At 64.9% G+C, this 21,416-nt stretch carries 17 protein-coding genes; 8 read left to right on the plus strand and 9 right to left on the minus strand.

The genetic code is table 11. The features are described from left to right. Positions 1 to 94 precede the first annotated feature (94 nt). The 4 genes from ACK6AU_RS20675 to ACK6AU_RS20690 all read right to left on the minus strand — a co-directional run bounded on the left by ACK6AU_RS20675 (position 95) and on the right by ACK6AU_RS20690 (position 6,912). The gene (locus tag ACK6AU_RS20675) at positions 95 to 1,690 is read right to left on the minus strand and encodes a J domain-containing protein (RefSeq protein ID WP_409301056.1); all 1,596 of its coding nucleotides are present in this window, start codon (positions 1,688 to 1,690) and stop codon (positions 95 to 97) included. Positions 1,691 to 1,700: 10 nt separating this feature from the next. Then, positions 1,701 to 3,398: an Hsp70 family protein gene (locus ACK6AU_RS20680; RefSeq protein ID WP_409301058.1), complete on the minus strand. Its 1,698-nt coding sequence runs from the start codon at positions 3,396 to 3,398 to the stop codon at positions 1,701 to 1,703. Between the two features lie 207 nt (positions 3,399 to 3,605). After that, complete coding sequence (gene acpA / locus ACK6AU_RS20685; RefSeq protein ID WP_185700413.1) at positions 3,606 to 5,306, minus strand: acid phosphatase; 1,701 nt, start codon at positions 5,304 to 5,306, stop codon at positions 3,606 to 3,608. Positions 5,307 to 5,493: 187 nt separating this feature from the next. Further along, positions 5,494 to 6,912: a short-chain fatty acid transporter gene (locus tag ACK6AU_RS20690; protein ID WP_185700412.1), complete on the minus strand. Its 1,419-nt coding sequence runs from the start codon at positions 6,910 to 6,912 to the stop codon at positions 5,494 to 5,496. A 115-nt stretch (positions 6,913 to 7,027) separates the two neighbouring features. Between ACK6AU_RS20690 and ACK6AU_RS20695 the strand changes: the two genes are divergently transcribed. Together ACK6AU_RS20695 and ACK6AU_RS20700 are read left to right on the plus strand one after the other, a co-directional pair. After that, a complete protein-coding gene (locus ACK6AU_RS20695) occupies positions 7,028 to 7,261 on the plus strand; it encodes a helix-hairpin-helix domain-containing protein (RefSeq protein ID WP_185700411.1) in 234 nt (77 codons plus the stop codon). Between the two features lie 88 nt (positions 7,262 to 7,349). After that, the gene (locus ACK6AU_RS20700; protein WP_185700410.1) at positions 7,350 to 8,666 is read left to right on the plus strand and encodes an MFS transporter; all 1,317 of its coding nucleotides are present in this window, start codon (positions 7,350 to 7,352) and stop codon (positions 8,664 to 8,666) included. A 15-nt stretch (positions 8,667 to 8,681) separates the two neighbouring features. On the opposite strand, the gene ACK6AU_RS20705 is transcribed toward ACK6AU_RS20700, so the two are convergent. Next, the gene (locus ACK6AU_RS20705) at positions 8,682 to 9,101 is read right to left on the minus strand and encodes a lysozyme inhibitor LprI family protein (protein WP_185700409.1); all 420 of its coding nucleotides are present in this window, start codon (positions 9,099 to 9,101) and stop codon (positions 8,682 to 8,684) included. A gap of 208 nt (positions 9,102 to 9,309) precedes the next feature. On the opposite strand from ACK6AU_RS20705, the gene ACK6AU_RS20710 reads away from it, so the two are divergent. Further along, positions 9,310 to 10,206, plus strand: a complete 897-nt coding sequence (locus ACK6AU_RS20710) for a cation diffusion facilitator family transporter (protein WP_185700408.1) — start codon at positions 9,310 to 9,312, stop codon at positions 10,204 to 10,206. Positions 10,207 to 10,215: 9 nt separating this feature from the next. On the opposite strand, the gene ACK6AU_RS20715 is transcribed toward ACK6AU_RS20710, so the two are convergent. Further along, positions 10,216 to 10,890 (minus strand): heavy metal response regulator transcription factor, encoded by a 675-nt coding sequence (locus ACK6AU_RS20715; RefSeq protein WP_053132105.1) that lies wholly within the window; start codon positions 10,888 to 10,890, stop codon positions 10,216 to 10,218. A gap of 382 nt (positions 10,891 to 11,272) precedes the next feature. On the opposite strand from ACK6AU_RS20715, the gene ACK6AU_RS20720 reads away from it, so the two are divergent. The 3 genes from ACK6AU_RS20720 (at position 11,273) to ACK6AU_RS20730 (ending at position 17,117) form a co-directional block, all read left to right on the plus strand. Next, positions 11,273 to 12,541, plus strand: a complete 1,269-nt coding sequence (locus ACK6AU_RS20720; RefSeq protein ID WP_185700407.1) for a TolC family protein — start codon at positions 11,273 to 11,275, stop codon at positions 12,539 to 12,541. 199 nt (positions 12,542 to 12,740) lie between these two features. Further along, positions 12,741 to 13,955: an efflux RND transporter periplasmic adaptor subunit gene (locus ACK6AU_RS20725; RefSeq protein ID WP_409301062.1), complete on the plus strand. Its 1,215-nt coding sequence runs from the start codon at positions 12,741 to 12,743 to the stop codon at positions 13,953 to 13,955. 27 nt (positions 13,956 to 13,982) lie between these two features. Next, positions 13,983 to 17,117 carry a CusA/CzcA family heavy metal efflux RND transporter gene (locus ACK6AU_RS20730; protein WP_185700405.1) on the plus strand — a complete coding sequence of 1,045 codons (3,135 nt, stop codon included), beginning with the start codon at positions 13,983 to 13,985 and terminating at the stop codon, positions 17,115 to 17,117. Between the two features lie 306 nt (positions 17,118 to 17,423). On the opposite strand, the gene ACK6AU_RS20735 is transcribed toward ACK6AU_RS20730, so the two are convergent. After that, positions 17,424 to 17,630, minus strand: coding sequence for a hypothetical protein (locus tag ACK6AU_RS20735; protein ID WP_185700404.1), 207 nt, complete (start codon positions 17,628 to 17,630; stop codon positions 17,424 to 17,426). Between the two features lie 175 nt (positions 17,631 to 17,805). Then, complete coding sequence (locus ACK6AU_RS20740) at positions 17,806 to 19,134, minus strand: OprD family porin (RefSeq protein WP_185700403.1); 1,329 nt, start codon at positions 19,132 to 19,134, stop codon at positions 17,806 to 17,808. 328 nt (positions 19,135 to 19,462) lie between these two features. On the opposite strand from ACK6AU_RS20740, the gene ACK6AU_RS20745 reads away from it, so the two are divergent. After that, entirely contained in the window at positions 19,463 to 19,795 is a 333-nt protein-coding gene (locus ACK6AU_RS20745) for a DUF2790 domain-containing protein (RefSeq protein WP_185700402.1), read from the plus strand. 75 nt (positions 19,796 to 19,870) lie between these two features. Here ACK6AU_RS20745 and ACK6AU_RS20750 read toward each other — a convergent pair whose 3' ends face one another. Further along, complete coding sequence (locus ACK6AU_RS20750; protein ID WP_185700401.1) at positions 19,871 to 20,365, minus strand: RidA family protein; 495 nt, start codon at positions 20,363 to 20,365, stop codon at positions 19,871 to 19,873. Between the two features lie 216 nt (positions 20,366 to 20,581). On the opposite strand from ACK6AU_RS20750, the gene ACK6AU_RS20755 reads away from it, so the two are divergent. Further along, positions 20,582 to 21,416 (plus strand): PAS domain-containing protein (locus ACK6AU_RS20755; RefSeq protein ID WP_409301066.1); only part of this gene is annotated, 835 nt, incomplete at its 3' end.

Genomic DNA, 21,416 nt, shown 5'->3' on the forward strand with positions numbered 1-21,416 from the left:
ACCCCGTCAAGGGGGCAATACATACTGGTACAGCGCCGGGCACAGCGACAGCCGGCGCTGAAAAAATACCTGCCATCCAGCCGGTCGTCGGCACCTAGCCCGGGATCAGGCGGGTCAGGGGAAAGCCCAGGCCATGGACCTGGCAGGCGCGCACGAGCACCACCATGAGCAGCAGGTACACCGGCTGCCATGGGCTGAAGTGATTCCAATGCAGCGCCCCCAGCCACGGATGCCGGGCATGGAACCGCGGGTTCGCCTGGCCGATGCGTCCCGAGTGCAGCCAGCCGATCAGGGTGAAGCCCAGGTAGCCGAGCATTCCGAGCAGACCGAGCCAGAAGCCGAACAGCGCCAGCATCACCAACTGCGGCACACCGTGGCGCAGGATAAGCCAGTAGCACCTTGGATTCAGGCGCTTGGGCACCAGGCGCTCGGTCAACCACAGGTCCGGTAATAGCAAATGGCCAATCAATTGCTGCCAATTGCTGAGCAGGAGGATCCCCAGGACCCCCAGCATGGCACTGCAGACCAGGCCCAGCATCAGCGCCAGCTCAGGGCTGTAGCCCGGCTTGGGCATGAAGTACAGGCCCAGGGCCAGGCCGCTGCCGAGACTGCAACGAATCCAGTTGTCCACACTGAGCAATCGTGGAACCAGGCTTCTCCAGAACAACAGGTCGTGGTGGGGCAGGCGCTCCACCAGGGCCGGGAAGCGCGAGGCCAGGGTATGCGACAGTTCCAGGCAGGCCTGCCAGTGTTCGCTCTCGAAGTGACGGGCCAGGGCAACCTGGCGGCGCCGGGACGGCGGGGTCAGGAACAGCCGCGCGGCTGCGGCCTGGGGCGTGGTGTCCGCGTTGTTGGCGGCGTCGGCCTCTAGCTTCTGGTAGAAGGCCTCCTGTTGGTAGCGCTCGGCCAGCGCTCGCCACATCCAATCGGGTTCCGGGGTGGCGCCGCGCTTTTCATCCCAGCCGAACAGCTGGCATACCCCTTCGAACACCGGCGCCTGCCAGGATTGCTGGTGCAACAGTTCCAGGACCTCGCCTTGCCAGGATTGGCGATGGTCGAAGATCTGCAACCAGGGCTGTGCGCAGTAGCCGCCCAGGCGTTCCAGGAACGGCCGTTCCCGGCCGGCGGCCAGCAGTTCTTCCAGCACTCGGCGATATTGCTGCAACAGGCCTTGTACCAGTACCCCTTCCTGCAAGGCCGTCATGGACGGGCGTTGCCAGGGCGTCAGCCAGTCCAGGTTGGCCACGGCCCATTCGATCAGCGCCAGGTGTCGTCCGGGAGCGTCGCAACAGATTGCCAGCAGGTGCTTGAGGAAAGGTTCGGTGCAGTCCTGCTCTTGGGCCTGGCGCCAGCGCTGCGGCAGGTTGTCGGCATCCAGGCCGTACTGCAACGACCGCAGCACCGGCGCCAGCACGGGCATCGGCTCGTGGCTGGGCAGTGGCGAGGGGGCCAGCTCCACCAGGGTCGACCATTGCCGCAGGTTGTCGGCTGCTGGCTGCTGCACCTCGCCGACCGCCTCGGTGGTTCGCCAGCGGGCCAGCTGCAGGGCCCGTTCGTAGGCCTCGCGCAAGCGCTGGAAACCCTCCGCGTCGGCGTCGGGCCGCACGCGCTTCAACTGCCGGGCGTAGCTGCGCTTGATCTCTCGTTCATCGGCATCTTGTGGCGCTCCCAGCACCGACCAGCAATCCATGGGGCGGCTCCTAGTGCCAGTGGCCGTTTTCCAGGCGCTGCAGTTGCTCGTTGAGCTGGCTGCGCAGTTCGCGGATCCGGCGCTCGTCCTGGGTGTCCAGCACCTGCTGGAACTGTCCGGCCCAGTAGCCAACCTGCTCGCGCAGTTCCCCCAGGCTCTCCTGGTAGAGACGCTCCAGGCGAGCGCTGAGCAGGGTATTGGCCTGCTGGTCGCGGGGGTGGACCTTCAGTTGTGCCAGGGCCCGCAGGCGTTCCTGGATTTCTTCCGGGGTCAGTACGCCCGGGTTGTTCTCGATCACCAGCGAGTGGCAGTCCCCGGTCAGGGGAATGGTCACCTGGGCCTCCAGCAGGCCGTTGATGTCATAGGTGAAGCGCACATCCAGCGAGACTTCCCCGGCCGGGCGCTTGGGCACCTTGATTTCCAGCTGGCCCAGGGCGACGTTGTCGCGCACCAGGCGGCTCTCGCCCTGGAAGATCTTCAGCAGCACATGGTCCTGGTTGTCGTGCAGGGTCTGCACGGACTTGACCCGGCTCACCGGCACCACGCTGTTGCGCTCGATGATCGGCAAGTAGTGCCCGCTTTCGAACTGCTTGCCGTGCTGCTGGGTGGTCTCGATACCCAGGGTGTAGGAGCAGACGTCGGTCAGCACCACTTCTTCCAGGGCCTGGCTGCGCGCCTTGAGCGCGGCCTGCGCCGCGGCGCCCTGGGCCACCACCTGGTCCGGATCGAGGGTGATCGAGGGAAACCGACCGAACAGCCCGGCTGCCAGCTTGCGCACCAGGGGCATGCGGCTGGCGCCACCGACCAGGAGGATTTCATCCAGGTCGCTGACCCGGATCCGCGCGTCGCGCAGGGCCCGCTCGATGGGCAGGCGCAGGCGCTCCAGCAGGGGCGCGCAGAGCGTTGCCAATTGGGCCTGGGTGATGGTCTGGATCCACTGCCGGCCGTCCACCCGCAAGCAGAATTCGGCGCTGCTGTCCTGGCCCAGGGCCCGCCGCACTCGCTCGGCCTCGCGGCGCAAGGCCTGGAGCACGCTCTGGCGCTCGGGGAAGTCCGGGGCCTGGGCCTGTTGTGCGAGAAAGTGCTCCAGCAACAGGCTGTCGAAGTCCTCGCCACCGAGGAAGTTGTCGCCGGCGCTGGCGCGGACTTCCATGACCCCATCGAACAGTTCCAGGATCGACACGTCGAAGGTGCCGCCGCCCAGGTCGAAGACCAGGAACGAGGTTTCCTTGTCACGCTGGTGCAGGCCGTAGGCCAGGGCGGCAGCAGTGGGTTCGTTGACCAGCTTCTCGACCTTGAGCCCGGCCAGCTCGCCAGCGATCCGCGTGGCCTTGCGCTGGGCATCGCTGAAGTAGGCCGGAACGCTGATCACGGCTTCGACCACCGGCTCGCCATAGGAGCGTTCGACGTCCTCCTTGAGGCTCTTGAGCACCAGCGCAGACAGTTCTTCCGGGCGCCAGGAGCGCTCGCCCAGGCGCACTTCGGTGGCGCTGCCCATGTAGCGCTTGAACAGCGCGGTGGTCAGGTGCGGATGGGTATGCAAGCGTTCCTTGGCGGCCTGGCCTACCAGGACCCGGCCTTCGTCGTCCAGGCCCACCACGCTGGGCGTCAGGAGTTGCCCCAGGGCGTTGGGCACCAGCTCGCTGGATGTTTCGCGCCAGACCGCGACCAGGCTGTTGGTGGTTCCCAGGTCGATGCCTACGATCATGACGACGAACTCCTTGGCGGGGGGAAACGGCTGAAACGAACAAGAGGCGCGCAGGATATTACCCGGCGGGGGAATGGGTAAAGAAAATGATGTCACTTGGCTATTATCTGGCGCGCCAACCATTGCCGCCCCTGGTTGGCGGCAATGGTGCTCCGGGGGCCAGTCCAACTGAGTCGGCGCTCCCGGGCGGAGCGCCGGTGGAGCGGGTCAGGCCTTGAAGTGCAGGGCGTTGGTCAGGTCGCCCATGGGCTTCTGGCCACGGGCGATCATGGCGTCGTCGCGTTCCTTGATGCCATCCAGGGTTTCCAGTTGGAAGACCCGGGTGATCAGCCGCAGGATCGAGGCGGTGTCGTAGACCGTATGGTCCACCGTGCCCTTGCGGGCGAACGGCGATACCACCAGCGCTGGAATCCGTGTACCCGGGCCCCAACGATCGCCCTGGGGCGGAGCCACGTGGTCCCACCAGCCGCCGTTCTCGTCGACGGTGACGATCACCACCATGTTTTTCCACTGCGGGCTCTCGCGCAGCACTTTCAGCGCCCGGTCGATATGCCGGTCGCCGGCGGCGACATCGGCATAACCGGCGTGCAGGTTGAGGTTGCCCTGGGGTTTGTAGAAGGTCACCGCCGGCAGTTTGCCGGCCTCGGCGTCGGCGAAGAACTTGTTGCTGCTCGCCTCATCGCCCAAGCCACCGTCACGCAGGCGCTTGGCCCGTTCGCCGGGGTTCTCCGGCCCCTGGCGCAGGAAGTAGTTGAACGGTTGGTGGTGGTACTGGAAGTTGGGGATCTTGGGAATCCCGCTGGAGTCCTTGAACTGGTCGATGGTGGCCTGCCAGGCACCGCCATACCAGGCCCAGTCGACATTCTTCTTCGATAGCTTGTCGCCGATATGCTCGTGGGTCTGGGGCACCAGCACGCTGGGCAGGTCGGGCTTGGCGTAGTCCGGGCGGTCCGGGTCGCGGATCCAGGTCGGCCAGTAGGGCGGGGCCATGGTATTGACCGCGTAGCCATCCGGAGTGAGTGCACTGGGTCCGAATTGCGGCGCACCGTCCATGGCACTGGCCGGGGATTTTTCCAGAGGCTTGAGGCGGGTGCCCTTGGGGTCGTCGCCCTGCAAGGTGGCGATTTGCGACTTGGCCACCGAGTTGGCGGCGTCCGGGTAGAACGGCACCTTGGCGCTGATCAGGTACTGGTGGTTGAGGAACGAGCCGCCGAAGGCGCCCTGGAAGAAGTTGTCGCAGAGCACGAACTCCCGGGCCACGTCCCACAGGCGCAGGGAATAGCGGGTCTGGGCGTAGTGGCCCATGGTCAGGGCCCCGGAGTCGGCCCAGGCGACGAAGCCATCATTCTTGCCGCCGTTGATCTGCATCTGGTTCTGGTAGAACACGTGCCACAGGTCGCGAGTCACCAGGCCCAGGGGCAGGTCTTCGCCATCGGGGCCCTTGAGGGCGAACGGCGCGTTGGGCAGGTTTTCCTGGAACTGGGTTTCCACCGGGTAGGTGACGCCATCCAGTGTTTGCGGACCCACCTGCAAGATACCGCCCCAGATCGGCGGCAGTTTGCTCAGCAGGCTGCCATCACGGTCACGTTGCTGGTAGGCCTCGGGCTTGAGCGCCGACAGCGGTTGTTCCACACCCGGGAAGTTGGCGAACAGGTTATTGAAGCTGCGGTTCTCGGCGAAGATCACCACCACGTTCTTCACTTGCTCGCGCAGGGCCTTGTCCAGCTCGGTGGGCGACAGGGGGCGATCATCGGGCTGGCACTGGGTATCCCCGGCCTTGCCGCAAGCCGCCAGGGTGGCACCGACGCCCAGCACCGCGGCCCCGCCCAAGAAGCGCCGACGGCTGGTACCTGTGGGGGGCTGGGCAGCGTTCTCTTGGGTGTCGCGCGGGTCGGTATCGTCGCTCATGGCGGCTCCTTGCTCGTCTGTTCGAGTAATCGTTACAAAGTATTTCGCAGGCACGGTAACAACCGATTATGACAAAAAAGCTACCGCGCTGCGGCGTCGATAGGCTGCGGTGGAACCGCTCAAGCCCGGGCTGTTTCGGGAGTTATCCACAAGCCGCGCAGGGCGGCTTGTGGAGGCTGGGCGATGCTCAGGGGGTCATGGGGGGCAGGTAGGCCAGGGTCGTGCCCAGGGCCCAGAGCAGGATCAGCACCAAGGGCGTGTGCACCAGCAACTGGACGAAGGAAAAGCCGATCAGGTCTCGCGCCTTCAGGCCCAGCACGCCCAGCAGCGGCAACATGTAGAAGGGGTTGATCAGGTTCGGCAGGGCCTCGGCGGCGTTGTAGATCTGCACCGCCCAGCCCAGGTGGTACTGCAGGTCGTTGGCCACCTGCATCACGTAGGGCGCCTCGATGATCCACTTGCCGCCGCCCGAGGGAATGAAGAAGCCCAGTACCGCCGAGTACAGGCCCATCAGCAGGGCGTAGGTATCGTGGGAGGCGATCTGCACGAAGAAGGTCGAGATGTGATGGGCCAGGGTCTGGCCGTCCACGCCCTTGACCCCTGTCATCAGTGCGGCGATGGAGCCGTACAGCGGGAATTGGATCAGCACCCCGGTGGTGGTCGGCACGGCCCGGGCCACGGCATCGAGGAAGCTGCGCGGGCGCCAGTGCAACAGGGCCCCGGTCATCAGGAACAGGAAGTTGTAAGTGTTGAGCCCGGAGATGGCCGTGATCGCTGGCTTGGTGGCGAACTCGTGATACAGCCAGCCGGCGGCCAGCAGGGCCAGGAGGATGATCAGCAGCGGGCTGTGTTCCAGCCATTCGCCTGGGCGGGTGCGTGGTGGCGCCTTGGGCAGGCTGAAGCTGGGATCGACCCCGCAGGCCTGGGCGTCACGGGCGCTGCCGGGGCCCGGGGCGGTGGCGTAGGCGATCACCAGCGACACCACCACCAGCGCCAGCAACAGTACGCCCGACTGCCAGAGGAAGATGGTCTGGGTGAAGGGGATCACTCCGGTGATGGCCAGGATCGAAGGCGGCAGGCTGCCGGGGTTGGCCTGCAATTGCGCCGCCGAGGATGACAGCCCCAGGGCCCAGACCGCCCCCAGGCCCAGGTAGGCCGCGGCACCGGCGGCGCGGTAGTCCATGCGCAGTTCGGTACGCCGGGCCAGGGCCCGTACCAGCAGGCCGCCGAACACCAGGGACAGGCCCCAGTTGAGCAACGAGGCGAGCATGGAAATCAGCGCTACCCAGGCCACCGCGGAACGGCCGTTGTTCGGGATGCGTGCCAGTTTGTCGATCAGTTTCACCGCTGGCGGCGAGCTGGCCACCACATAACCACCGATGACCACGAAGGCCATCTGCATGGTGAAGGGGATCAGGCTCCAGAAGCCGTCGCCAAAGGCCATGGCGGCGTCGGTGGGCTTGGCGCCCATGGCCAGGGTGGCCAGGGCGACGATGATCACCGCCAGCGCGGCGAACACCCAGGAGTCGGGAAACCAGCGCTCGGCCCAGTTCGAACAGCGCAGGGCGAAGCGGGCGGAGCGGCTATCTTGAATATCGGCGGCCACGTGGATACCTCGTGTTTTCTTATGTTTGTAAGGAGGTCGGCCGCCCCGGGCTGGGGCGGTCGAGAACTGTGCAAGAATGCGGCAATTGCCACGTACTGCAAAGGATTGGACGCACATGACATTTTCTCCCGAAGAACGCGCCGCGTTGCTCAAGGTCAAGGGGGTGGGGCCCACGGTGGTGGGACGCCTGGAACAGCTGGGCATCGCCTCCCTGGCCGAGCTCGCTGGCGCCGACGCCCTGGATATCGTGACCCGGGCCTCCTCCCTGGTGGGTTCCAGTTGCTGGAAGAACAGCCCCCAGGCCCGCGCGGCGATCCAGGCCGCCATCGCCCTGGCCAAGGGCAACTGAATCGGCGCCCGCTGCGGGGAACGGCTTGTTCCCCGGGACTTTTGCGTAGACCATGGCGCCCTTGTCTTGTGCCACCCGAGTTGCCCTCATGACCCTTGCCAGCGAATCGACGGCGCGTTTTTCCCGCGCTGACTACAGGACCCTGGGCCTGGCCGCCCTGGGCGGGGCCCTGGAAATCTACGACTTCATCATCTTCGTATTCTTCGCCCTGACCCTCAGCCAGCTGTTCTTCCCACCGGAAATGCCCGAGTGGCTGCGGCTGTTGCAGAGCTTCGGGATCTTTGTCACCGGTTACCTGGCCAGGCCCCTGGGCGGCATCCTCATGGCCCACTTCGCCGACCGCCTGGGGCGCAAGAAGGTCTTCAGCCTGAGCATCCTGATGATGGCGCTGCCATGCCTGCTGATCGGCAGCATGCCCACCTATGCCCAGATCGGTTATTTCGCCCCGTTGCTGCTGCTGGCGCTGCGGGTCCTGCAAGGCGCCGCGGTAGGGGGGGAGGTGCCCAGTGCGTGGGTGTTCGTCGCCGAGCATGCTCCCCGGGCCCATCGCGGTTATGCCTTGGGTTTTCTCCAGGCCGGGCTGACCTTCGGCTATCTGCTGGGGGCGTTGACCGCGACCCTCCTGGCCCAGGTCTTCAGCCCCGAGGAAATCCTCGACCACGCCTGGCGCTATCCCTTCCTGCTCGGCGGGGTATTCGGCGTGATCGGCGTCTGGTTGCGTCGCTGGCTGGGCGAGACCCCGGTGTTCATGGCCCTGCAGCAACAACGCGAGAACGCCAGCGAACTGCCCCTGCGCACGGTGCTGCGCGAACACCGCCTGGCGATCCTGCCGGCGCTGATCCTCACTTGCGTGCTGACCTCGGCGGTGGTGGTGTTCGTGGTCATCACCCCGACCATGATGCAGAAGAGCTTCGGCATGAGCGCCAGCCACACCTTCGCCCTGAGCAGCCTGGGCATCGTCTGCCTCAACCTCGGCTGTGTCCTGGCGGGCCTGCTCGTCGACCGCCTGGGGGCCTGGCGCACGGTAATGTTCTACAGCCTGCTGCTGCCCCTGGGGATCGCCGTGCTCTACGGCTGCCTGATCAACGGTGGCGCCTGGATCGGCCTGGCCTATGCCATCGCCGGCCTGGGGTGTGGCGTGGTGGGGGCGGTGCCGTCGGTGATGGTCGGGCTGTTCCCGGCACGGATCCGCGTCTCGGGAATTTCCTTCACCTACAACATCGCCTATGCCCTGTGGGCCAGCGTCACTCCGTTGCTGCTGATCGCCCTGATGCCCTGGAGCCCTTGGGTCTGCGTGATCTTCTGTGCGGTGATGGGGGCGATCGGGGCGGCCAGTGCCGGGTATTTCGGCACCCGGGTCGGCGAGGCCCGCGGGGCCCGGGTCCAGGAAGCCGGCTGCTGTTGAGCTGGCGGCCTGGCCTCAGTCGACCAGCAACCGGTCCAGGTAGTGGCTGCGCTCGTTGCTCAGGCGGGTCACACAGCGGTTGATCAAGGTGGTGTGGGCCGGTTTGCCCGGCTCCACGTCGACTGCCTCCAGCACGCAGGTGCTGTCGCGGTACTTGATCCAGGCGCGCTGGGCGTTCTTCAGCTTGCCCAGGTACTCCTGCTCCTGGAGCAGGTTGCCGGGATAGTGCTGGTGGACCCGCTCCAGCAGTGCCTGGTAGCTCTGGTTGAGGGCGCTGTCGGCCCGCTCCTTGTCTTGCTGGGCACAGCGATCGACCTGCTGGTCGTGTTCGATGCGCGCGCAGTCCAGCGCTGCGGCCGGTGCTGGTAGCCAAGCGCCGCCGGCGCCGAGCAGCAGGGCGGTGGCCAGAGCGAAAATCCGGGGCTGGCGAAGCATGGCGATCCCTTGGGCGAAGAATGAAGCGCGCATTCTACAGGGCCGCGGCCGGCACAAAAGCGACATGAACGCGCGGGCCGCAAGGGGCCCTGGGTGCGCGGGATAACCGGCGGATAACAGCCCGATGACAATTCGCCCGGCCGAGCCTGCCCGGCGCTCGACCGGACTATCATCAGGCTGACGTTTCCACCACACCGCAGGAGGCTCCATGGGCGCAGGACACAGTCACGGGCAGGTACGGGCCGGGCACGAACGCAAATTGTGGATGGCCCTGGGGCTGACCGGCAGCTTCATGATCGCCGAGGTCATCGGCGCTTTCGTCACCGGTAGCCTGGCGCTGTTGTCAGACGCTGCGCACATGCTCACCGATACCCTGGCGCTGGGGATTTCCCTGGTGGCGATCCAGGTCGCCAAACGCCCGGCGGACCGCAAGCGCACCTTCGGCTACGCGCGCTTCGAAATCCTCGCCGCGGCCTTCAACGCCCTGCTGCTGTTCGTGGTGGCCTTCTACATCCTGTTCGAGGCCTGGCAACGCTTGCAGGCACCGCCCCAGATCCAGTCCACGGCAATGCTGGTGATCGCGCTGCTGGGGCTGATCGTCAACCTGGTCTCCATGAGCCTGCTGGCCTCCGGCAGCAGCCAGAGCCTCAACGTCAAGGGCGCCTATCTGGAGGTCTGGAGCGACATGCTCGGCTCGCTGGGGGTGATCGTCGCCGCACTGGTGATCATGTACACCGGCTGGGGCTGGGTCGATTCGCTGGTGGCCGCGGCCATCGGCCTGTGGGTGCTGCCACGGACCTGGACCCTGCTCCGGGAAAGTACCAACGTGCTGCTGCAGGGTGTGCCCGAAGGCATCGATATCGATCAGGTGGAGCAGGGCATTCGCGCGGTGCCCGGGGTCGGCGATGTGCACGACCTGCATATCTGGGCCCTGACCAGCGGCAAGAATGTGCTCAGCGCGCATCTGGTGGCCCAGTTGGACAGCCGTGACGAGCAGGCGATCCTGGCCGAGGTCAGCGAGCTGGTGCAGGAGCGCTTCGAGATCGCCCACGTCACCTTGCAGGTGGAGCAGTCAGGCTTTCACGAACAGGCGCACCAGCACTGAGGGTGCCCTTCAGTCGCGCTCCTCGAGCACATAGCCGACACCGCGCAAGGTATGGATCAGCTTGCGCTCGAAGGGATCGTCGATCTTGGCCCGCAAGCGGCGGATCGAGACCTCCACCACATTGGTGTCGCAGTCGAAGTTCATGTCCCAGACGAAGGAGATGATCTGGGTCCGCGACAGCACCACGCCGCTCTGGCGCATCAGCAGGTGCAACAGGGCGAACTCCTTGGTGGTCAGGTCGATGCGCTGCTTGCCGCGAAAGGCCCGGTGTCGGCCCTGGTCCAGCTCCAGGTCGGCGACCCGCAGTACATCCGGTACCGGCGATTGTTCGCTGCGGCGCATCAGGGTACGGACCCTGGCCAGCAGTTCGGGAAAGGCGAATGGCTTGACCAGGTAGTCATCGGCGCCCAGGTCCAGGCCACGGATCTTGTCCGCCAGCCGGCCCTGGGCGCTGAGCATCATGACCCGGGTGTTGCTGAACTGGCGGATCTGGTCCAGCACGCCCCAGCCGTCGATCTGCGGCAGATTGACGTCCAGGATCACCAGGTCGTAGGCGTGCTGGCGAGTCAGGTACAGGCCATCGGCGCCGCTGTTGGCGCAGTCCACGATATAACCACTTTCCGTCAATCCCTGTTGCAGGTAATCGGCAGTCTTGAGTTCGTCTTCGATAACCAGGATACGCATGTTGAGGGAATTCTCTGCAAGTGAGGTTGGTAGTCGACAAACACTGGAAAGTTATTATTCAAGTTATGGACAAGTTGTCGTTCGTAAGTTTTTAAGTTGCTTGTTGAACTTCTCTTCTTGAGCTTAAAAGCGCCGTGGGCCTTGGCTTTTTTGACGGGATCTTAATACAGAAGCCCGGGCCGGAAACCTTGATTACAGATTTGTAATTTTTGCGCCACCCTGCTGATAAGGACCGAAAGTTAAAGTTGGCCGATCTTGAATATTTCCCTGTCGCCAAGTACAGCGGTGTAGTTCATATCGGTCGAATAACCCTTTTATATGTGCCGGTATATACCGCCGTGCCCGCGCCAGGACTTCGTTTCTGCAAGGGTCGGAACCTGTTATGCCGAATTTCCCGAGAATCTGCGCCCGGGCCGCAAGGGGCTGGCGCATGGCTTTATTACTGGTCCTGGCGGGGCAAGCCGCGAATGCCGCCGGGCAACCGGTGTTGAGCCTGGACAGCGCCCTGGCCAAGGCTTTTGCCCACAATCCGGAACTGGCCGCTGCGAGCTGGGAGATCGATATCGCCCAGGGCGCCCGCCAGCAGGCCGGGCTGATTCCCAACCCGGTGCTATCCACGGATATCGAGAACACCAAGCGCGGACAGGGCACCACCTCGGTCAAGCTCACCCAGACCCTGGAACTGGGGGGCAAGCGCGGCGCGCGGGTGGAGGTGGCCAGCCAGGGCCAGAGGCTCGCGGACCTGGAACTGGATCGGCGGCGCAACCAGTTGCGCGCCGATGTTCTGGATGCCTATTACGCAGCGCTGCGGGCCCAGGAGCGCACGCAACTGGCCGCGCGCTCCCTGGCCCTGGCCGAGCGTGGCCTGGCGGTGGCCCAGGGGCGGGTCGGTGCCGGCAAGGCATCGCCGGTGGAGGCCACCCGGGCCCAGGTGCAACTGGCGGAGATCCGCCTGGAACTCAACCGTGGCCAGTTGGAGCAGGACAACGCCTACCGGCAGCTGGCCAGGGTCACCGGGAGCGGCAGTGCGGACTTTTCCGCGGTGCAGGAGCCGTCCGGGGCCGTCGCCGCGCCGCCGGCGCCAGCGCAGCTGCTGAACCGCTTGCCCCAGACCGCGGAGCTGCGCCTGGCGGAGCAGGAGATCGCCCAGCGCGAGGCGTCCCTGGATCTGGAAAAGGCCCAGCGCATTCCCGACCTGGACATCAGCATCGGCAGCCAGTACGACGCCAGCAAGAACGAAGACGGCGGCAAGAACGAACGGATCAACCTGGTCGGCCTGTCGATGCCGTTGCCGTTGTTCAACCGTAACCAGGGCAACGTGCTCTCCGCCGCGCGCCGTGCCGACCAGGCCCGGGACCTGCGCAACGCCACTGAACTGCGCTTGCGTACCGAGACTCGCCAGGCCCTGGAGCAATGGGAAACCGCCCGGCGCGAAGTGCAGTCGTTCAACCAGACCATCCTGCCCGCCGCGCAGAGCGCGGTGGACAGTGCCACCCGTGGCTTCGAGATGGGCAAGTTCAGCTTTCTCGAGGTACTCGATGCCCAGCGCACATTGATCGGCGCCCGTAACCAGTACCTGGTGGCGGTGGCGCAAAGCACGGATGCCTGGGTGCGGATCGAACGTATCTACGGCGACCTCAGCCGCTGGTGAAACCCTGGCTGCGGGGCCTCGCGTACTTCGCCCTGTTGCTGCTCAGCGACTGCGGCCGGGTGCCCCCGGCCAGCAGCGACGAGCCCCCCCGGCACTGGTGCGTGCACGAACTGCACCGGGCCCTGGGGAAGTTTTTCTTTCCCTCTACTTCGTAAGGCCGCGCCCGCGCCGCCGACCCTCGACATTTTCAGGAGCATCCATGGACAAAAAACGCAGCCTTGTTGTGGCCATAGTGGCGGTGGCCGGCCTGGGGCTGGCGGCTTCGTTGTTGCCTGGCCTGTTCAACCGACAGCCCCCGGCCACGGGCCAGCCTCCAGCGACCACGACACCCGCCGGGCATACCGAGCCAGGACACGGCGAAGAGGGCCATGGGGAAGAAGGGCACGAAGGCCTGGTGGAGCTCAATGCCCAGCAGATCACCGCAGCCGGGATCGAGCTGGCCGAGGCCGGCCCGCGGCGCCTGGATCGCCTGCTCAGCCTGCCGGGGGAGATCCGTTTCGACGAGGACCGCACCTCGCATGTCGTGCCGCGCGCGGCCGGAGTGGTGGAGTCGGTACAGGCCAACCTCGGCCAGTCGGTCAAGCGTGGCGACCTGCTGGCGGTGATTGCCAGCCAGCAGGTTTCCGACCAGCGCAGCGAACTGGCGGCGGCCGGCCGGCGGGTGGAACTGGCCCGTACCACCTTCGAGCGTGAGCGTCAGCTGTGGGTCGACCAGATCTCCGCCGAGCAGGACTACCTGTTGGCGCGGCAGGCGCTGCAAGAGGCCGAGATCGCCCTGGGCAACGCCCGGCAGAAGATGGCGGCGCTCAGCGGCAGTGCCCAGTTGGCGGGGGGCAACCGTTATGAAATGCGTGCGCCGTTCGATGGCGTGGTGGTGGAGAAGCACCTCAGCGTCGGCGAAGTGGTGGGCGAGACCACGGCGGCCTTCACCCTGTCCGACCTGTCCCGGGTCTGGGCGACCTTCGGCGTATTTCCCAAGGACCTGGACAAGGTCCGGGTCGGCCAGTCGGTGAATGTCATCTCCAGCGAACTGAACACCCAGGTCCGCGGGCAGGTGGCCTATGTCGGCAACCTGCTGGGAGAGCAGACCCGCACCGCCACGGTCCGGGTGACCCTGGCCAACCCCAGTGAGACCTGGCGTCCGGGCTTGTTCGTGGCGGTCGAGGTGGCCACCACGGCCGTCGAGGTGCCGGTCAGCGTGCCCCAGGAGGCGATCCAGACCGTGGAAGACCGGCCTTCGGTGTTCGTGCGCGTGGCCGAGGGTTTCCAGGCGACGCCCGTGGTGCTCGGGGCCAGCCAGGATGGCTTCGTGGAAGTCCGCGAAGGCCTGGCCGCCGGCGTCCAGGTCGCCACGCGCGGCAGCTTCACCCTCAAGTCCGAACTGGGCAAGGGTTCGGCCGAGCACAGCCACTGAACAGGCCCCAGCGGAGAGTGACTATCCATGTTTGAACGCATCATTCAATTCGCCATCGAGCAGCGCATCATCGTCCTGCTGGGGGTACTGCTGATGGCCGGTATCGGTATCGCCAGCTACCAGAAACTGCCGATCGACGCCGTCCCCGACATCACCAACGTCCAGGTGCAGATCAACTCCGCGGCGCCGGGCTTCTCGCCGCTGGAGACCGAGCAGCGCATCACCTTTCCCATCGAGACTGCCATGGCCGGCTTGCCCGGCTTGCAGCAGACCCGCTCGCTGTCGCGTTCGGGCCTGTCCCAGGTGACGGTGATCTTCAAGGACGGCACCGATATCTTCTTCGCCCGGCAACTGGTCAACGAGCGTTTGCAGGTGGCTCGCGAGCAACTGCCCGAAGGGGTGGAAGCGCAGATGGGGCCGATTTCCACCGGGCTGGGAGAAATCTTCCTGTGGACCGTGGAGACCGAGGAAGGTGCACGCAAGGAAGACGGCACGCCCTACACCCCCACCGACCTGCGGGTGATCCAGGACTGGATCATCAAGCCACAACTGCGCAACGTTCCCGGGGTGGCCGAGATCAACACCATCGGCGGCTTCGCCAAGGAGTACCAGATCGCTCCGGACCCCAAGCGCCTGGCGGCCCATCGCCTGACCCTCACCGACCTGGTGACAGCCCTGGAGCGCAACAATGCCAACGTCGGCGCGGGCTACATCGAGCGCAGCGGCGAACAGTTGCTGATCCGTGCCCCGGGGCAACTGGCCTCCATCGACGACATCGCCAACATCGTCATCAGCAGCAGCGACGGCACGCCGATCCGCGTGCGCAACGTGGCCCAGGTGGAAATCGGCCGTGAGCTGCGCACTGGCGCGGCCACCGAAAATGGCCGTGAGGTGGTGCTGGGCACGGTGTTCATGCTGATCGGCGAAAACAGCCGCGCGGTGTCCCAGGCGGTGGCCAAGCGGCTTGAGGACATCAACCGCACACTGCCCGAGGGCGTGGTGGCGGTCACCGTGTACGACCGCACCAACCTGGTGGAGAAAGCCATCGCCACGGTGAAGAAGAACCTCTTCGAGGGCGCACTGCTGGTGATCGTCATCCTGTTTCTGTTCCTGGGCAACATTCGCGCGGCGTTGATCACCGCCCTGGTGATCCCGCTGTCGATGCTGTTCACCTTCACCGGCATGTTCAGCAACAAGGTCAGCGCCAACCTGATGAGCCTCGGCGCCCTGGACTTCGGGATCATCGTCGACGGGGCGGTGGTGATCGTCGAAAACGCCATCCGCCGGCTGGCCCATGCCCAGCAGCACCACGGGCGCATGCTGACCCGCTCGGAGCGCCTGCACGAAGTCTTTGCCGCAGCCAAGGAGGCCCGGCGCCCACTGATCTACGGCCAGCTGATCATCATGGTGGTGTACCTGCCGATCTTCGCCCTCACTGGCGTGTCGGGGAAGATGTTCCACCCCATGGCGTTCACGGTGGTCATGGCCCTCCTGGGGGCGATGATCCTCTCGGTGACGTTCGTCCCGGCGGCCATTGCGCTGTTCGTCACCGGCAAGGTCCAGGAGAAGGAGAACCTGGTGATGCGCAACGCCAAGCGTGGTTATGCACCGGTGCTGGACTGGGTGATGCAGCGGCGCGGGCTGACCTTCGCCCTGGCCGGTGCGGTCCTGGTGGGCAGCGGCTTGCTGGCCAGCCGCATGGGCAGCGAGTTCGTCCCCAGCCTCAGCGAAGGCGACCTGGCCCTGCAGGCCCTGCGGGTGCCGGGTACCAGCCTTTCGCAATCGGTGGACATGCAGCAGCGCCTGGAGAAGACCCTGCTGGCCCAGGTGCCGGAAGTGCAGCGGGTGTTCGCCCGCACCGGCACCGCGGAGATCGCCTCGGACCCGATGCCGCCGAACATTTCCGACAGCTATGTGATGCTCAAGCCCAAGGCCCAGTGGCCGGACCCGGGCAAGTCCCGGGAAGCGCTGATCGCCGATATCCAGCGCGCCAGCGCCCTGGTGCCGGGCAATGCCTATGAGTTGTCGCAGCCGATCCAGTTGCGTTTCAACGAACTGATTTCCGGGGTGCGCAGCGATGTGGCGGTCAAGGTCTTCGGCGACGACATGGCGGTGCTGAACAAGACCGCCAACGAGATCGCCAGCGCCTTGCAGGGCCTGGCGGGCGCCTCGGAGGTCAAGGTGGAACAGACTACCGGGCTGCCGGTGCTGACCATCAATATCGACCGTGACAAAGCCGCGCGCTATGGCCTTAACGTCGGTGATGTGCAAGACACCATCGCGGTGGCCGTGGGCGGGCGCCAAGCCGGGATCCTGTATGAGGGCGATCGGCGCTTCGACATGGTGGTGCGCCTGTCCGACCGGTTGCGTACCGATATCGAGGGCTTGTCACGGCTGCTGATCCCGATCCCGGCGACGGCCGGCAGCGTCAACGGGCAGATCGGCTTCATCGCCCTGTCCGAGGTGGCCAGCCTCGACCTGGTCCTGGGGCCCAATCAGGTCAGTCGGGAAAACGGCAAGCGCCTGGTGATCGTCAGCGCCAACGTGCGCGGTCGGGATATCGGCTCCTTCGTCGAGGAGGCCACGACCCTGATCGCCGACAAGGTGAAGGTCCCGGCGGGCTACTGGACCACCTGGGGCGGTCAGTTCGAACAGTTGCAGGAGGCGTCCCAGCGCCTGCGGGTGGTGGTGCCGGTGGCCCTGCTGCTGGTGTTCGGCCTGCTGTTCATGATGTTCAACAACCTCAAGGATGGGCTGCTGGTGTTCACCGGTATCCCGTTCGCCTTGACGGGCGGGATCATGGCCTTGTGGCTGCGGGATATCCCGTTGTCGATCTCGGCGGGGGTCGGTTTCATCGCCCTGTCGGGGGTGGCGGTGCTCAACGGGCTGGTGATGATTGCCTTCATCCGCAACCTGCGGGAGGAGGGACGGTCGCTGCCCATGGCCATCCGCGAGGGCGCCCTGACCCGCTTGCGTCCGGTACTGATGACGGCGCTGGTGGCGTCCCTGGGCTTCGTGCCCATGGCCCTGGCCACCGGCACCGGCGCCGAGGTGCAACGACCCCTGGCCACGGTGGTGATCGGCGGCATCCTGTCCTCCACCATCCTCACCCTGCTGGTACTGCCCGCGCTGTACCAGTGGGCCCACCGCCGGGAAGAGTGATGCCTGTGTGATCGCTCCCGGGAGTGGCTTCGTTTAGCCGCTGCCGCAGGCTGCGCATGGACGCGCAGCGGCCGCAACATAAGGTTGCCCGGTCGATCGCCGAAGGCCCTGCGGGCCTTGTCGCAGCCTCGCGTTGCTCGGCAGCGACTACAGGTTTGCGGGGCTCGCGATCGATGGTGTCGCCATGAAGGCAGGGTGAGAGGAAGGCAAAAAAAGCGCCCCGAGGGGCGCTGAAGATTCATCTCTTTCCAAAGGAGCATCATGAAAACGCTTCAAGAGATGAATGTGCTCTGTGGACCAACGCCGTCAAATATCTTCGCCAGCCTTGCTGGGCGTGGAAGGGGCGTCGGTGGTGGCGGTCTCCGTTTCCCGACCGGATTTGCCGTGTATCTGTTCCTGGCTGGCCAGGAAGGCTGTGCGGGCTTGTTGTGAGCGTTCGCTGCCATCGGCGGCCCACGTGGTGGAGCAGGTGGCGGCCAGAAGACCGGTCAGTAATAGCTGGGTTGGGCGCATGCTCTCTCTCCTGGCAGGCCGGTCGCTGGTAGGAACACAGCGGATCCAAGTATGTCCGGGAGTATATGGAGGCCAACCTAACGAGAAGGTGAGGCCGATATTACAGTTCTGAAAGCCAAGCGTCTGTGAAGAAGTTTTAACACCGGGCAGGCTGCGACCTGCCCGGCCAGGGCCATCAGAGCAGTGCCAGGGGGTATTCGACGATCAGCCGGAACTCCTCCAGGTCCGACTCGAACCGGCTGGAGCGGACGGTAGCCTGGCGGATACGCAGCGACAGATCCTTGAGCTGCCCGCTCTGGAACACATACTTGGCTTCGATGTCGCGTTCCCAGCGACGCTGGCCGGTCAGTGGAGCGCCTGCCGAGTCGCGTTGCATGTACTGCGCGTTGGCCTGGCTATAGTCGGCGCCCCGGCCGCGTCCATAGCGGGCCATGAAGCTCAGGCCGGGGACGCCCAGGGTCTGCATGTCCAGGTCATAGCGCACCATCCACGAGCGTTCCTTGGGCGCGTTGAAGTCGCTGTACTGGATCGAGTGGTCGAGGACGATCGAGTCCGACTGGCGCAGGTAGTCGAAGGGGTTGTTGCCGTTGTTGCGTTGGTGGGACAAGGCCAGGGTGTGGGCACCGAAGGTGGCGCCGACCTTGGCGCTCCAGATGTTGTTGTTCAGCTCGCCCAGCTCCTTGCGGCCTTCGTCCACCACGTTGTAGTAGTTGAAGGCGCCCAGCAACGTGAGGTCCCGGGACAGCGGGTACTTGCCCGAGAGGCCTAAGTAGCGCTGGTCCCAGACTTCCTTGAGGCGGCTGCCGTAGAGGCTGATACCGAGGTTGGGATTGACCTGGTAGTCGCCACCGAAGTAGCCGACCCAGGGAGAGTCCACCTTGCCCTTGTAGAAAGTGACGAACCCCTCGCGCAGGCTGCTCTGGTTGGTAGAGCCCACGCCATGCATGCGCCCGGCCTGCAGTTTCAGGTCGTCGAGGCTGGTGTTTTCCAGGGTGAAGCCACGAAAGCTCTGGGGCAGTGCCCGGGAGTCGCCGTATTGCAACACCGGGGTTGCCGGGAACACGTCGCCGACCTTGACCACGGTGTCCAGGGCCCGCAGTTTCACGGCCCCCCCCGCCTTGCCATAGCTGTCGGCCGGTTCGTTCCGGCCGTTCACCGGCAACATGCCGAACGATCCCTTGCCACCACTGCGTCCTGTTCCGGAGTCGAGCTTGAAAGCGTGCATGACGAAGGCATCGAGACCGAAACCCACGGTGCCCTGGGTGAAGCCCGATTCGAACTTGCCGATCAGGCTTTGGGTCCAGGCTTCGGAATAGCCATTGCCGGTGGGGCTGGACTGGCCCTTGCGGTCATCACGATTGAAATAGAAGTTGCGCAGCAGCAGGTTGAGCTGGCTGCCTTCGATAAAGCCTTCGGGACGTTCCTCGGCAGCTACCGCCGCCATAGGACCGAGCCCCAGTGCCGCCGTGAGTGCGGACAGGGACAGAAGAGGGTTGATACGCATGGGAGGGCGCTCCTGAGTATGCAGCTATCGGTTTTTATATCGCCGCAGGCGTTCTTATTGGTTTGGCCGCCGGGGCATCGTCGTGCCCGGAGCCGTTGTCGATAGTTGCAAACCGCAGATAACGACGGGGTGACCCGACCATTACAATTGCGCAAGAAAGGAGGGAGCGAGAGATCGCCCGGATGAGCTGTAGCCCTGCTGGGCCGAGCGTTGCCTGAGACTGGCCGGAGGCCGGAGAGGCGCCTTACAGATAAGTAATGCACACGCGATCATTCTGACAGGGTCGGTTTTTTATCCTCGTAGCTGTCAACCGAACGAGGAGATTGTCATGAAACCACTCAACTTGAGCATCGCCGCGATGCTGTTCGCCATCTCTTCCCTGGCGTTGGCCGAAGGTGGCGGCGATCGCACTTTTGCCCGGGCCATGGAGCAAAACGAGAAGGCCATGGCGAGCTACGCGACGAAGCAGGGCAAGGCCGCGCCAGTGGTACAGAGCTATCGCTATGGCATGAAGCTGGACATCGCCAAGGTGGTCAGCATCACCCCGCCGATCAAGTCCTGCGAGGTGGTGCCTTCGCGCATGACCTATGAGGACTCCACGGGCCAGCTCATGACCATCGAGTACCAGATCATGGGCCAGTGCCGTAATAATGGCAGTTGATCCATGGATGGCCACTGCCCGCCTGCCGCTGCGCTGGTCGGGTCCGAAGTGGTTGCCCGGCCAGCGTGCTGCCCTTCAGTCCTGGTGCGATCCGGGATGCAGGGCGACGATCATGTCGATCTCCACCGCAGCGTTCTTCGGCAACTGGTAGACCCCCACCGAAGTCCTGGTGTGCACGCCGGCCTCGGCGAATACCGAATAGAGAATGTCCGAAGCGCCGTCCGCCACTTCGCTTTGCTGGGTGAAGTCCGCCGCGCTCTGGACGTAGACGTTGAGCCGCAGGATGCGCTTGATCCGCCCAAGGTCGCCGAGCATCTGCTCGAGGATGGCCAGGGCCCGCAAGGTACAGATTCGCGCGGCGTGCTGGCCCTGCTCCAGTGAGGTTTCGGCGCCGACCCGGCCTACCACCATCACCCTGTTGTCGACCCGTGGGATCTGCCCGCTGACATAGACTTCGTCGCCGTTCTGTACCGCCGGCACGTAGTTGCCGCCAATGCGCATCTCGCCTTCGAAACTGTGGCCGACCCGTTCGGCCGCCTGGAGGAAAAGAGCCTTGCGTGATGCATCCATGATCCAACTCCGTTGATCGCCAGTGAATTTCGCGAGATCGCACTATACCCGTTGCCGGGGGACGCACAATCCCCGGCCAAAGCCCCGTTTTATGGGGCCCGGGCGCCCATTGAATTATTTTTGTCGGACAACTTCAGGCGGCTATTAAGAAATGTATTTCAGGGCCGATGTTAGGCTCAACGCAGCCTATTTTTTCAGTCCCCCCGGTGCATCCCCATGTTCAATAAACGCTTTAAGCAAGAGTTGGCGACTCTTCGAGAAGAACTGTCGAGCCTTCAGCAAGTGAAGGAAAGCCTTGAAAGCGAGATGCTCGTGATCACCTTGGACGCCGATGGACGGATTCAATCGGTCAATCACAACTTCGCCCAGGAGATGCTCTACAAGAGCGGCGACCTGGTGGGACGTCCTCTGGAAGACATCGTCCCGGCCCACGTCAAGCAGGATGAATTCCATCTGCGCTTCAAGAACACCCTGACCCGGGGCGAACACTTTGCCGGAGCCGTGCGCCTGCTGCGCGGCAATGGCCAGGAAGCCTGGTTGCGTTCTATCTCCCAGCCAGTGCGCGATTCCGAGGGACGGATCAAGTACTTCGCGATTTTCTCCAGCGACCTGACCCGCACCATCGAGGCATCCCGCGAGCACGAGAACCTGATCGGCGCCCTGGTGCGTTCCACCGCAGTGATCGAGTTCGACCTCAACGGCAACGTCCTGAGCGCCAACGAGCGTTTCCTGTCGAGCATGGGCTACAGCCTGGCGCAGATCCAGGGCAAGCATCACCGCATCTTCTGCGAGCCCGAGGAGTACAACAGCCCGGCCTACCAGGAGTTCTGGCGGCGCTTGAACTCCGGTGAGTTCATCGCCGAGCGCTTCAAGCGAGTCGACGCCCATGGCCGGGTGGTCTGGCTGGAGGCCTCCTACAACCCGGTGATGGACGCCAACAACAAACTCTACAAGGTGGTGAAGTTCGCCACCGTGATCACCGACCAGGTGAACCAGGAACTGGCGGTGGCCGAGGCAGCGAGCATCGCCTACAACACCTCGTTGCAAACCG

The sequence above is a fragment of the Pseudomonas sp. KCJK8993 genome (genome assembly GCF_046230915.1).
GTDB classification, from domain to species: Bacteria; Pseudomonadota; Gammaproteobacteria; order Pseudomonadales; family Pseudomonadaceae; genus Aquipseudomonas; species Aquipseudomonas piscis.

Excerpts from the sequence above, each read along its gene's own strand:
- ACK6AU_RS20675 (WP_409301056.1), bottom strand. The coding sequence starts at position 1,690 with ATGGATTGCTGGTCGGTGCTGGGAGCGCCACAAGATGCCGATGAACGA.
- ACK6AU_RS20680 (WP_409301058.1), bottom strand. The coding sequence starts at position 3,398 with ATGATCGTAGGCATCGACCTGGGAACCACCAACAGCCTGGTCGCGGTC.
- acpA (WP_185700413.1), bottom strand. The coding sequence starts at position 5,306 with ATGAGCGACGATACCGACCCGCGCGACACCCAAGAGAACGCTGCCCAG.
- ACK6AU_RS20695 (WP_185700411.1), top strand. The coding sequence starts at position 7,028 with ATGACATTTTCTCCCGAAGAACGCGCCGCGTTGCTCAAGGTCAAGGGG.
- ACK6AU_RS20700 (WP_185700410.1), top strand. The coding sequence starts at position 7,350 with ATGACCCTTGCCAGCGAATCGACGGCGCGTTTTTCCCGCGCTGACTAC.
- ACK6AU_RS20705 (WP_185700409.1), bottom strand. The coding sequence starts at position 9,101 with ATGCTTCGCCAGCCCCGGATTTTCGCTCTGGCCACCGCCCTGCTGCTC.
- ACK6AU_RS20710 (WP_185700408.1), top strand. The coding sequence starts at position 9,310 with ATGGGCGCAGGACACAGTCACGGGCAGGTACGGGCCGGGCACGAACGC.
- ACK6AU_RS20715 (WP_053132105.1), bottom strand. The coding sequence starts at position 10,890 with ATGCGTATCCTGGTTATCGAAGACGAACTCAAGACTGCCGATTACCTG.
- ACK6AU_RS20720 (WP_185700407.1), top strand. The coding sequence starts at position 11,273 with ATGCCGAATTTCCCGAGAATCTGCGCCCGGGCCGCAAGGGGCTGGCGC.
- ACK6AU_RS20725 (WP_409301062.1), top strand. The coding sequence starts at position 12,741 with ATGGACAAAAAACGCAGCCTTGTTGTGGCCATAGTGGCGGTGGCCGGC.
- ACK6AU_RS20730 (WP_185700405.1), top strand. The coding sequence starts at position 13,983 with ATGTTTGAACGCATCATTCAATTCGCCATCGAGCAGCGCATCATCGTC.
- ACK6AU_RS20735 (WP_185700404.1), bottom strand. The coding sequence starts at position 17,630 with ATGCGCCCAACCCAGCTATTACTGACCGGTCTTCTGGCCGCCACCTGC.
- ACK6AU_RS20740 (WP_185700403.1), bottom strand. The coding sequence starts at position 19,134 with ATGCGTATCAACCCTCTTCTGTCCCTGTCCGCACTCACGGCGGCACTG.
- ACK6AU_RS20745 (WP_185700402.1), top strand. The coding sequence starts at position 19,463 with ATGAAACCACTCAACTTGAGCATCGCCGCGATGCTGTTCGCCATCTCT.
- ACK6AU_RS20750 (WP_185700401.1), bottom strand. The coding sequence starts at position 20,365 with ATGGATGCATCACGCAAGGCTCTTTTCCTCCAGGCGGCCGAACGGGTC.